This is a genomic window from Actinomyces sp. HMSC065F11, assembly GCF_001813085.1.
Taxonomy (GTDB): Bacteria; Actinomycetota; Actinomycetes; order Actinomycetales; family Actinomycetaceae; genus Gleimia; species Gleimia europaea.
Genome location: NZ_KV811468.1, coordinates 1 through 10,863 on the forward strand (window position 1 = coordinate 1; position 10,863 = coordinate 10,863).

Below are 10,863 nucleotides of genomic sequence, written 5' to 3' on the forward strand. Positions count from 1 at the left end.
TGCTGCGCGCTTGCAGAATGATTGGGGTTCCTGGCGTGGCTAGCCTTGCTGGTAACGCTGGGGTTGCCAGTATTGTTGGCTTGCTCCCTCTGTTTTGGTTTGGTGTAGGGGTCTGCTAGGGCGATGATTTCGCGGATGCGTTCAGGGTTAAACCCGGACGAGCGGCCCTTTTGGGTTTCTATGATCGGGGCTGATAGTAGGCCCTCGTTTTTGAACTGTTCTACCAGGTCGGGCCGCTTACTTAGGTCGATAGCGTCGTAAGTGATTCCTGCTTTGTCTAGCTTGCGTTGGGTTAGGGCACAACCTGGGCAATGCGGAGTGGTGTAAATAGTAATGTTTTCGCTCATACCTGCTACGTAGGGTGTGCGCACACAGAGTTAAGGCCCGCACCTTTAGGTGCGGGCCTTAACGGTTAATAGAGGAGTGAGGGTTAGTTCTTGCGTCGCTTAGCTACAAGGGTCACTGCGCCACCCGTGGCTAGCAGTGCGGCTAGGCCGAGTGGTGCGAGGTTTGTGCCTGTTTGAGCAAGTGGACACCACCTCCGACGTGGTTGCCGACTCTGCTGGCTGTGCAGGTTCTGGCGTGGGCTCAGGTTCTGGTTGGGGCTCAGGCTGGGGGTGGGCTGTGGTTCGGCAGTGTCGAACTCTATTTTCTGTTTCCGGATTGCCTCGTCTGCTGCCTTGCCCGGGCCTGTGCGTACCGAGGTTAGCCCGTTCGTGTCGACGTTGATAATGAGAAGCTCCGTCGCCCTGGCGCCATAAACCCCCGGACTCAATCAAACCTTCAGCAGACCCTAACTGATGTCTCGGTGGTGTCCTGCACAGCAACCTGCCGGGTCAGGTAGTCATTCCCCGACCCCGCAGTCAGCTTGTGCAGAGACGCCGTCACACAAAAAGAAACCCCAGACTGTTCGGCCTACAGCTGAAATGCCCCGAGAGTGCAAGAGGTGTGTGGCACTTCCCCTGGGGGGGGTATCGGAAGGACAGTCACTAGGGAGGAGATTGCGCGGTCTGTGCCGAGGCGGTGGGTGGTCGTGAACGTGAGTGCGGCCTTGTGTTATCTAGGGAGTTTCTTGGGCCCTTCACAGAAAGCAGTGGGTTGAAGGGGCCCGTTTGAGGATCAGATCGCGAAGCCATCGGATCCTGCGTATCTGCGCCGGGTGCTCTTGACGGCTGTCGTGCTGGTTGCTCTGGTGGTTGTCGGACTGTGTAGTGGTTCATCGTGCGGGTAGGGCGCAGGCCTCGTGCTGTGCGGCAAAGAGCGTGCGCTGTGCCGCACTTCTGGGAGCGAGTTTTGGGGATTTTCACTGCCATGAGGATCTCCAGGACCGTTCTGCCGTCGTGAGCTTCATGCACGATCCCGGTCGGCGTTCCGTGCTCAGTAGCATCTAAATGCGTATACGTGCATTGGGTTATTCAGCCTGAATCGGGACATATTTGAGGGATTGCTTGACAAGCGCGTCTACGTGGTGCATGCTTTTGATATGGAGAGCAATGAGGCCTCACGACCTATGAAGGCGACCCTCACAGAGGAGATTCGGAAGACCTTGGTGGCCAGGATTCAGGGCGGCCACTACCAGCCAGGGGAACGTCTTCCGGGCGAGGTAGACCTCGCCCGCGAGTTAGACGTCAGTATCGCGCCCATTCGTGCTGCTCTGGGACAGCTCGTGACAGCTGGGCTGATTCACCGTCGGGCTGGCAGTGGGACGTATGTGAGCCCTGAACCAATCCAACATGAACTGGCGACGTGGACTTCATTCACACAGGAACTGCGGCGTCTGGGCGTCCTTTTCGAGACCAAGGTATGGTGCTTCGAGGTCGTCGAGTCTGTCCCCGATCGAGTCCAAGGACGTTTCACTCGCCTGCAGAGTTCATCGGCCCTGCATCTCGAACGGAGTGTGGAGTTCGATGGGCGGACTCGCATATTCACGCGCTCCTGGTTTCGTGATGACGTCACCGATCTTCCGAGCCGTGAGTACTTCACGGCTGGGAACTCTCTTTATGGCTGGTTTAGCCAACAGGGTGAAGAAGTGGTCTTTGCAGAGACCAAGCTGCAGGTCACCTCCATGGATGACGAACTCGCGGCCCATTTCGATGCGGACTGGGGCACCCCCGTTGTGCTACTCGCTGGAACTGCGTACACCCGTAGTGGACAGATCGAGTACTCAGAGACCTTCTATGACCACACCTCATTCTCATTCACTGCTACCTACGCGACTAAGACAGGAAGTAACTGATGACAAGCGATCAGAGCGAACGGCTACTTGGCGGAATCTACGGGGCAATCATCGGAGACGCCCTGGGTGCGATCACTGAAACCCTCACAGCGCGACAGATTGCCGAACTCTATGGGTGGATGGATGACTTTCAGCCACTCAAGGCGCAACCGTATGGTCAGGACAGGGTCCCGGGGGAGATAACGGACGATGCTTCCCTTCTGCTGGCAATGGCGAACGTTGCTCGCGGGCGTGACTTCTCTGTAGAGATGGCTGTTCGAGCGATGCGTACATGGGCTGATGATCCCCGCTACGCTCGCTACGCTGGGCCGAGCACCAAGCGGGCGCTGGCGATGATTCAAGATGGACACGATCCCCTTGAAGCCGGGCGGGGCGACGTGATGTCGTTTACCGGTGCCAGCAACGGTGGTGCCATGAAGGCCGCCCCGGCTGGGTGGATGGTTCCTGGCGACCTTGAGGCCGCGGTAGCGAACGCCGCCGCGTTGTGTGGACCAACTCACAATACAAATCTGGCTATCGCCGGTGCGGCAGCAGTGGCTGCTGCATGCAGCGTCGCGATTGATTCTGGATCCACAGTGGACGATGTTGTCCGTGCCGCGACTGAAGGGGCACGCTTGGGTGCAGAACTCGGGCTCCGTCAGGGTAGAGAGGTTGCCGGGCCCGATGTGGCAAGGCGCATCGTGCAGGCCCTGGGTCTTGTTCAGCTGAATGACCCGCGGTCCAGCCTTGACGAGCTTGCCAACCAGATCGGTGCGGGGCTCGCGACGTCGGAGTCAGTTCCCGCAGCAATCGCCATCTTTGCTCTAGCAAAAGGCGACGGACGCCTTTGTGCAATCTACTCCGCAAACATCGGAGATGACACAGACACTGTTGGCTGTATGGCCGCCGCGATCGGCGGCACTTTCAGCGGACCGACTGCCTTCCCGCAGCCCTGGCGAGAGCTGGTCAGTTCCGCCAACCACATCGATGTGGAACAAATCGCAGAAGCATTTATTGAAAGGACGCACCATGCGTAAGATCTCACTTTTCCTCATCTCGGCCCTCTCCGTGGTAGCCCTTGCCGCTGGCTGCGGAACTCGTGTGGGGGAGCCGAATCCTGCTGAGGTTCCGACAAGCGGCCAAGGAGGCGGAACCGTACTCATCATGAACCAGCCTGCCGGGAATCCATTCGCTGACCTTGTCTTTGCAGGGATGGAGAAGGCGGCCCAGGAGAAGGGTCTTAAGGCTCAGCAGATCCCAGGCGTTCAGGCTGGGGCATACGAGCAGCAGCTGCGTAGTGCAGCTCAAGCTGGCAACAATCCGATTGCTGTGCTTTGGGACGACCTAGGCAATGCTGTGGCACGTGTAGCTCCGGAGTTTCCTGACACTAAGTTCTTGGTTATCGACTCTGCGGTTGACCCAAAGTTGGACAACGTACAAACCGTGCTGATCGACTCTTCACAGTCCTCCTACCTCGCAGGTGTGGTTGCAGCCAGCCTGACGCATAGCAAGAAGATTGGTTTCGTCGGTGGGCAGGACATGGGCGTTGTGAATGAATGGGCCTGCGGCTTTGAGGCTGGCTTGAAGAGCGTTGACCCCGCAGTGGATTTCATCGTCAACTACGCGGGAACCTTCACCGATCCGCAAAAGGGCCAACAGATTGCTAACTCGATGGCTGGTGAGGGCATCGACGTGATCTTCCAGGCCGCTAACCAGACAGGGCTTGGCGTCATCAATGGCGCTGCAGACAGAGGTATCAAGGCCATCGGCTCAGACACGTGGCAGGGAGATGTGGCGGAAGGTAGCGTTCCTTGGTCCGCGCTTAAGGATGCTGGCGCTGCTACGTATACGTCCACTATCAACGTTCTTGAAGACAAGTTCGTGAGCGGTTTGTTCGTCTACGACTCCACTGAGGGAGCTCCTCTCTACGACCAGCGTGACTACGACGCTCTTGATCCTGAGACTCAGGAGATGGTGGACCAAGTGGAGCAGCAGCTTCGCGATGGCGCCGTCAAGGTCTCTTGCCGGTGAGGTGTGAACGTGGGTGAGATCAGCCTCGAGGGAATCTCGAAACGATACGGCTCTGTACAGGCAGTAGATGACGTGAGTGTCGTCATCCGACCGGGGGCAGTAACTGCGATTGTCGGGGAGAACGGCGCAGGCAAATCAACCCTGGTAAAGATTCTGGCCGGCGTTGTTGAGAAGGATGCCGGCACTATCCGCAGGGATGGTCAGGTCCTTGACCTCACCAGCGCAAGGGTTGCAGCACAAAGCGGCATTGGCATGGTCTTCCAGGAGATGGCGCTGGTGCCAGAGCTAACGGTGTGGGAGAACGTCTGCCTGGGTTGGGAGACCGTGACCGGAGGTCGGTTGGCTCGGCGAGAGATCGTCCGTCGCGTAGGCGATGTCAGCGCGGAGTTCGGTCTTCCAATCCGCCCTGAGTCCCTTGTACGAGACCTACCGGTTAGCCTCCGTCAACGTGTGGAGATCCTGAAGGTCTTGTATCGCTCTGTTGACACCATCATTTTCGACGAACCGACCGGAATCCTGACCCCTCAGGAGGCCGAGTCGCTCTTCAAGGCCATCGATACTCTTCGCGAGTCTGGCAAGTCAGTCGTCTTCATCTCTCATAAGTTGAACGAGGTGCTGCGCCTCGCGGACATGATCTACGTCATGAGGCGAGGGCAACTGGTTGCGGAAACCGAACCGGGTGACCTCACCCCTCGAGCACTCGCCAAGCTGATGTTGGGTGAAGAACTCCCGACCATCAATAAGGAACAGCAACCCCTGGGCGCGGTCGCAGTTCAACTGGACGGGATCAAAGTCTGGAACGACGAAGGAAGTCGACAGCTGGGTCCTTTCGACCTGAAGTTGAACTTCGGTGAGGTACTTGGGATTGCAGGCGTTGCTGGCTCTGGCCAGGATGAACTTGTATCCGTTATCAGTGGGCTTGCACCGCCTCTCTCTGGAGAGATTTCAATCTCCAAGGGCGATGGTGAGTTGACTCCTTACCCTTGGGCTGGAAGTACAACACCTCGCAGGCTCAGAGATTTGGGTCTGAGGAGTTCCCCCTCCGATCGTAACGAAGAGGCAACCGTAGCAACCAAACCACTGTGGTTCTCCGCAGTCGGTGTTGACTACGATAATCCACGCTTTTACCGACGTGGGTTCTTTAACGTGGTCGCAGCACGACAGCATACGGACGACCTCATCAAACGGGGAGTCGTCAAATCCGATGGGCCAGATGTGCTGCCGGGGTCACTGTCCGGCGGTAACCTCCAAAAGTTCATCGTTGCGCGCGACCTCGGTGCCAGACCGCGTGTCGCTGTTTTGGAGGAGCCGACTCGCGGAATTGATATTGGGAGCGCTATGCGCATCCGGGCTGAGATCCGGCAAGCCGCTGCGAGCGGCGACGCCTGCATTCTCGTGTCTAGTGATCTAGATGAGATCTTCCAGGTCAGTGACAGAATCGCCGTCCTTTACAACGGACACCTCGTGGGAGTTTACGCAGCTGATTCAGTCACCACAGAGGAGATCGGCGCGGCCATGACAGGACTTATGGAATCATGAAAACTCTAAATCGCTCTTGGGCTGAGGTCATCGCTCGATACCTGATCGGTCTGGCAGTAGGCCTCGGCATTGCACTACTAATCGTGATGGCAAATGGAGAGAATCCGCTCCACTTCTTGATGGTGGTCACCGATGCCTCGTTTGCTACCGGCGACTCTGCCTTGAACTGGCTTCGGTGGTCCGCACCCATTCTGCTCTCCGCCGTGGCCTATATCATCCCCGCTCGTGCAGGCATCTTTAATTGCGGCGTGGAAGGTCAAATCATCGTCGGCGCACTTTGTGCAGCTGTGGTTGGTGCAGCGCTCCCATTCGGGGGAATCCCGGGGCTCATAACGACAGCCCTAGCTGGATTGGTTGGCGGTATGATGTATTCGCTGTTACCCGCGCTACTTTTCGTCTACTTCCGCGTCAGCGAGATCGTCACGACGCTAATGCTGAACTACATGGCTGTTCTGCTGTGCAACCTCATGGTTCGGCAGTTCTTTCTTGCTCGCAACGCGGATGGCAGCGAGAGCATCACAGTAACCAGTACTCCAGTGCGTGACGATGTCATGTTCGGCTTGCTTAGCCCGGGGTCATCTGCAAACTGGTCCATTGTGATTGTCATCCTCATCACTATTGGAACAGGAATCTGGGTCCTCAAGACCCGTTCTGGCTATGAACTCACCGCGGTCGGCGAGAGCCCTGGCTATGCCCGCCAGATTGGAGTGGATTTCCAGAAGACACAGTTGCGTGCATTCCTCCTCTCCGGCTCGATTGGTGGTCTAGTTGGTGCCTTCGAAGTTCAAGGGGTGCTCTCTCAATACATTGACGGTGCGTTCGCAAACATGGGCTGGAACGGTCTGCTCGCGGGAGTCATCGCGATGAATCATCCCGTGGCAGTCGTCGGAGCGGCGCTGTTTCTTGGGTTACTTGAGAACAGCAAGTTGGCAGTTGCCCAGTTCACCGGCGTTTCTCCTTACATGATTCAATTTTTGGCCGCGACGCTAATTCTTGTCTTTGCTGTCGATCCGGCCCGGAAGCTATTTGCTTCACTCAAGCGAAAGGCGATGCGCGATGTTCGGCAGTGAAACCCTACTCTTTATTCTGGTTGCTGGGTTGCAGAGTGCAGTCCCCTTGGTCATCGCCGCGGTGGGCGGATCTTTCGCCAGCCAAGTCGGTGTGTTTAATCTTGGACTCGAGGGCATGATGATCGCTGGTGCCTTTGGGGCTTTCTCGGTGGCACACACGACTGGAAGTGTGTGGCTCGGACTGCTCGGTGGTATTGCAGCAGGGCTCCTCGTCGCTGTCATTTTTGCCATCAGCACGGTCTACTTCCGAGCGGACGAAGTGGTCACCGGATTCTTGATCAACCTGGCCATGCTGGCTCTTACAGCGGTACTCCTTACTGCGCTCTTCGGGGCAACGGGCCAGTTGGTCTCAACCACCTTTGGCAATCTGCCCAAGTTTGGCCGATTCGATATCATGATGGTCGTCGCCGTAGCGACAGTTCTCGCGGCCCAATTCGTGACCTATCATTCGCGGTTCGGATTGCGCATGCGTGCGGTCGGGGGTAATCCTGATGCTGCCGAAGCCGTGGGGGTTCATCCGGACCAGACACGCATCTACGCCCTGCTGGCTTGTGGTGGTTTGGCTGGCATGGCCGGTGCGTATCTCCCACTTTCCGGGCTCCACATGTTCACTATCAACATGACGGCCGGCGCAGGCTACATAGCGGTCGCTGCTGTCCTCTTCGGCGTGGGGCGCCCCGGGCTGGTTGCCTTGGCAGCTCTACTCTTTGGTTTCATGGGCGCGATCGCTGTGCCTATGCAGCGGCTGGAGATGCCCTCGGAGTTTGCGTTGATTCTGCCTTATCTGGCCACGCTTGTCGCGGTTTCGGTTAAGGGCATCATCCTGTTCCGTCGAAGCCATGGGGCTAGTGAGCTGGTAGCGCAATGATGCCCATCGTTGTTTGGCTCGAGTTGCCCTGTGTCGACCGTATGCTCTTCACCTCAGAGAAACCTGTTCCAGGTGCAAAGATTGTGGTTCCTCACTCTGAGTCCCTCGGAGGTGGCGTTGGAGGAAACTTCGCGGCCGCTTTACGTCTGTTCGATGTTGATGTCGTTGCAGTCGGGTTGGCGACAACGGACCCGCTTGCTCGAACGGATTATGATGATCTGATCTCGCGTGGTGTGGAGTTGGTTGAGGTAGAGGTGCAGAACGGATCGGTCGATCCGATCGTCTGCACACTCATCGTGCCGGAGGACACCGATCGCACGATTCTCATTGAGTACCCAAAGATCTCGGGCGAAGACTACGCCAGCTTGAGGGCCGATTTTGTCTCAACCATCAGACGGCTGGCGCTGCGAGGATCCGTCGGAACCTACCTCGGAGTTCTGCGACCAGAATCTGCGAAGGCAATCCTGTCGCTGGGTACGGCGGTAGGCCCGATGGCCTGCACGCTCGAGGCGTCTGATTGGCCGACCGACGACACCGCCGCCGTCCTAGACAAGATGGACGTGGTTTTCGTGGCTGAGGAGACGTTCTTGGAGCGCCGAGAAGACATCCAGCGATGGCATAAGCGCAACCACTTCGATTTGATCATCACGCTCGGATCACGTGGGATAAGAACAGTCTTGCGAGACGGAACTGTGGACGTGTTCCCCTCTGTCCCCCCGACAAGCGGTCGAGCTGTGGACACCTCCGGAGCCGGCGATTGTTTCGCAGCAACCTACTGCGCCCACGCTTGGGCGGGAACTTCCCACACTGATGCTATCCAGAAGGCGGCAATGACGGCCGGCGAGCACGTTGCCTTTCAAGGGGCCCGCGTACGCCCCGATCTGCTCGGATTAGACAAGAACTAGAAACACGGAAGAGGACTGTAATTATGCAGATATCAGCAGTACGACTTAGCAAGGAGGCCTTCGCGCCTTTCGGTGACTACTGGCCGCAGTCCGGTGCGCGGACAGGCAAGGGCTACGCGTTCAGCAGCGCGCTCTATCCAGCCTTCCGTGGGGCCGACGATGAGGAACCGTCGCTGGGTATCACTGTCGGTGAGGCCCTAGATGTCGCCACTGCACGGATGGAGCGCCACTTCCACACGACGGAGACGCTGTTCACGATTGCAACACCGATCGTTCTCGCGGTCGCGCCTCCAGGTGGTGAGGCGCCCCTCGCTGATGAGGTCGTAGCTTTCCTCCTGAATCCGGGTGACGTCGTCCGCCTCTCTCGTGGCGTCTGGCACGATGCATGTAGGGGCATCGCTGAACCCGCCACCTATGGCTGGCTCGCGGATTGCCGCGCACCGCTGGATCCTTGGATTCCAATCGTGGGCGGTCCGGTCACCATTCGGGTGACGTCCGATGCCTTGTCAGGTTTCGAGGACGTGGTAGGGGTCGAGCCAAGTTAATTCGGCGCTGTGCCGGACGGTGGCATCAGCGAGTGGTCGCCGCGTCGGTGATGGCTGGGCCGCAGGCAGCCATTACGAAGGCTTCAGCCGAGCCCTCGCAGATGCCCTGGCAAGTGGCGTTAGGCCGCTTGCGTGGCTCGTGGGCGCCAATCTGGGGTAGTTGTCCGGGGACGTGGATCGGGGTTCATCTGAGGCAGCGATCCCGTTGTTTGCCACACGGTAGCTTACGACCGTATTAACCACTCGACTCTTCCGGGTTCTTCGAATCCCGCCAAGATCAAGGGGCGCTCCTCTGTGCGCACCATTCCCCCGTCACTCGACCACCATTCCCCCGTAATCTTACCGTCAAGACCTGCAGACTTCCTCCTGCCAGGTTGACTGTCACCTCATCGTTGTCGTGCAGGCTCAGGAGACTGCGAGGGTTCTTGCTGGCCATGTCCCATATTTCGTCTACTGTGAAGGGCAGATTCTTGATTGCCCAGTTGGCATAGTCGAGGAGTGTGGCTCCGGAACCGGCCAGGAGAATAGAGTTCTGAATCGCCCCGGGTCTGGTGGAGGCTCTCAAATCAGTGAAGGATGAGAGTTATGGCACCACCGAGGAAGTGTAGCGTCGAGCTGCAACAGCCGGCGACGCGGATGGTGTTGGACGCGCGGAAGGACCCGGAGACGAGTCGTGGAGCGATCTGGCGGGTCGCTGACCAGTTGGGGGTCCACCCCGAAGCGCTACGCAACTGGGTCCGCCACGCCGAGGTCGATGACGGTCTTCGTCCTGGGATCACCACCGAAGACCAGGCCCGGATCACAGAGTTGGAACGCGAGGTCCGGGAGTTGAGGCGGGCCAACGAGATCCTGAAGACCAGCGCAGCTTTTTTAGCGCCTGCGGAGCTCGACCGCAGGAGACGTCAACGCCGACTCGGGAAACTGACCCCCATCGAGTTCGAGGCCATAATGAAAGACACCGTCACCCTGGCGGCATAAACCTCGGAATCAACCAAAGCTTCAGCAGACCCCTGCGGGTCTTGGTGGTTATCAACATTGGTCTCGTTAAGAAAGTAGCCTTGCGAGTCGTAGGGGATTTTATTGGTGAATCTGGTGGACCAGATGAGGGGGTCATGTCCGTCTGGGTTTTTCAATCCTCCAAACCAAACCAGATCGTCATCGATTTGTAGGTGGTAGCCTTGCCCAACTTCTTCTAACGCGTCGCCTTTTGTTTTTTCATCTTGGGCGTTAGCTGCAAGTCCTGCGCTTGTTGCTAGCACGGCTGTGGCTGTGATGGTCATAGCCGTAGTTTTATGAGTGTTTTGAGTCTAGACACTGTTTTTCCTGTTCGTAACCGGTGTTTGTTGCAGTCCACGCTTGGGACTTCATCTATTGCGTAGGGTGGCGCGCACAGTTAAGGCCCACACCAAACGGTGTGGGCCTTAACTATTAATAGATAGCGAGGGGTTAGTTCTCGCGTCGCTTAGATGCAACGGCGGCTGCGCCACCTGCGGCTAGTAGCGCTAGTGCTGCGCCTCCTAGCACTGCGGTGTTCACACCGGTCTTGGCCAGTCCCTTAGCTGAACCGCCACCAGAGTTGTCAGCGGCTGCGAGCTTAATGGTCTGATCCTTGTCGTTTACATCCTCGTGGGTGCCCACTAGCTCTCCATCAACGTCGTAGACGTATTCGAAGGCAACGAGTTCAGTGTTT

Annotated in this window: 12 protein-coding genes; 9 read left to right on the top strand and 3 right to left on the bottom strand. The window is 57.8% G+C overall.

The window, feature by feature from the left end; translation table 11 throughout:
- On the bottom strand, positions 1–347 hold a 347-nt coding region (locus HMPREF2891_RS02385), incomplete at its 3' end, for a glutaredoxin family protein (protein ID WP_070663781.1).
- 1,163 nt (positions 348–1,510) lie between these two features.
- Here HMPREF2891_RS02385 and HMPREF2891_RS02395 point away from each other — a divergent pair.
- From HMPREF2891_RS02395 to HMPREF2891_RS09945, 9 genes are all read left to right on the top strand, one after another.
- Complete coding sequence (locus HMPREF2891_RS02395) at positions 1,511–2,236, top strand: GntR family transcriptional regulator (protein WP_261666831.1); 726 nt, start codon at positions 1,511–1,513, stop codon at positions 2,234–2,236.
- A complete protein-coding gene (locus tag HMPREF2891_RS02400; RefSeq protein ID WP_070663784.1) occupies positions 2,236–3,252 on the top strand; it encodes an ADP-ribosylglycohydrolase family protein in 1,017 nt (338 codons plus the stop codon). The genes HMPREF2891_RS02395 and HMPREF2891_RS02400 overlap by 1 nt, the downstream gene beginning before the upstream one ends.
- A complete protein-coding gene (locus tag HMPREF2891_RS02405) occupies positions 3,245–4,246 on the top strand; it encodes a BMP family ABC transporter substrate-binding protein (RefSeq protein WP_070663785.1) in 1,002 nt (333 codons plus the stop codon). The genes HMPREF2891_RS02400 and HMPREF2891_RS02405 overlap by 8 nt, the downstream gene beginning before the upstream one ends.
- Positions 4,247–4,255: 9 nt before the next feature.
- Positions 4,256–5,785, top strand: coding sequence for an ABC transporter ATP-binding protein (locus HMPREF2891_RS02410; RefSeq protein WP_070663790.1), 1,530 nt, complete (start codon positions 4,256–4,258; stop codon positions 5,783–5,785).
- Positions 5,782–6,855, top strand: a complete 1,074-nt coding sequence (locus tag HMPREF2891_RS02415; RefSeq protein WP_070663786.1) for an ABC transporter permease — start codon at positions 5,782–5,784, stop codon at positions 6,853–6,855. The genes HMPREF2891_RS02410 and HMPREF2891_RS02415 overlap by 4 nt, the downstream gene beginning before the upstream one ends.
- Positions 6,842–7,723 carry an ABC transporter permease gene (locus HMPREF2891_RS02420; RefSeq protein ID WP_070663787.1) on the top strand — a complete coding sequence of 294 codons (882 nt, stop codon included), beginning with the start codon at positions 6,842–6,844 and terminating at the stop codon, positions 7,721–7,723. The genes HMPREF2891_RS02415 and HMPREF2891_RS02420 overlap by 14 nt, the downstream gene beginning before the upstream one ends.
- Positions 7,720–8,628 carry a carbohydrate kinase family protein gene (locus HMPREF2891_RS02425; protein ID WP_070663788.1) on the top strand — a complete coding sequence of 303 codons (909 nt, stop codon included), beginning with the start codon at positions 7,720–7,722 and terminating at the stop codon, positions 8,626–8,628. Before HMPREF2891_RS02420 ends, HMPREF2891_RS02425 begins: the two co-directional genes overlap by 4 nt.
- A 23-nt stretch (positions 8,629–8,651) precedes the next feature.
- Positions 8,652–9,173: an ureidoglycolate lyase gene (locus HMPREF2891_RS02430; RefSeq protein WP_070663789.1), complete on the top strand. Its 522-nt coding sequence runs from the start codon at positions 8,652–8,654 to the stop codon at positions 9,171–9,173.
- Between the two features lie 636 nt (positions 9,174–9,809).
- A complete protein-coding gene (locus HMPREF2891_RS09945; RefSeq protein ID WP_410002352.1) occupies positions 9,810–10,151 on the top strand; it encodes a transposase in 342 nt (113 codons plus the stop codon).
- Here HMPREF2891_RS09945 and HMPREF2891_RS09520 read toward each other — a convergent pair.
- Both HMPREF2891_RS09520 and HMPREF2891_RS02440 read right to left on the bottom strand, forming a co-directional pair.
- Positions 10,076–10,453: a hypothetical protein gene (locus HMPREF2891_RS09520; RefSeq protein ID WP_148131694.1), complete on the bottom strand. Its 378-nt coding sequence runs from the start codon at positions 10,451–10,453 to the stop codon at positions 10,076–10,078. The genes HMPREF2891_RS09945 and HMPREF2891_RS09520 overlap by 76 nt on opposite strands.
- Before the next feature lie 166 nt (positions 10,454–10,619).
- Positions 10,620–10,863 (bottom strand): LPXTG cell wall anchor domain-containing protein (locus HMPREF2891_RS02440; protein WP_148131695.1); only part of this gene is annotated, 244 nt, incomplete at its 5' end.

Coding starts and splice junctions, on each gene's coding strand:
- HMPREF2891_RS02395 (WP_261666831.1), top strand. CDS start 1,511: ATGAAGGCGACCCTCACAGAGGAGATTCGGAAGACCTTGGTGGCCAGG.
- HMPREF2891_RS02400 (WP_070663784.1), top strand. CDS start 2,236: ATGACAAGCGATCAGAGCGAACGGCTACTTGGCGGAATCTACGGGGCA.
- HMPREF2891_RS02405 (WP_070663785.1), top strand. CDS start 3,245: ATGCGTAAGATCTCACTTTTCCTCATCTCGGCCCTCTCCGTGGTAGCC.
- HMPREF2891_RS02415 (WP_070663786.1), top strand. CDS start 5,782: ATGAAAACTCTAAATCGCTCTTGGGCTGAGGTCATCGCTCGATACCTG.
- HMPREF2891_RS02420 (WP_070663787.1), top strand. CDS start 6,842: ATGTTCGGCAGTGAAACCCTACTCTTTATTCTGGTTGCTGGGTTGCAG.
- HMPREF2891_RS02425 (WP_070663788.1), top strand. CDS start 7,720: ATGATGCCCATCGTTGTTTGGCTCGAGTTGCCCTGTGTCGACCGTATG.
- HMPREF2891_RS02430 (WP_070663789.1), top strand. CDS start 8,652: ATGCAGATATCAGCAGTACGACTTAGCAAGGAGGCCTTCGCGCCTTTC.
- HMPREF2891_RS09945 (WP_410002352.1), top strand. CDS start 9,810: ATGGTGTTGGACGCGCGGAAGGACCCGGAGACGAGTCGTGGAGCGATC.
- HMPREF2891_RS09520 (WP_148131694.1), bottom strand. CDS start 10,453: ATGACCATCACAGCCACAGCCGTGCTAGCAACAAGCGCAGGACTTGCA.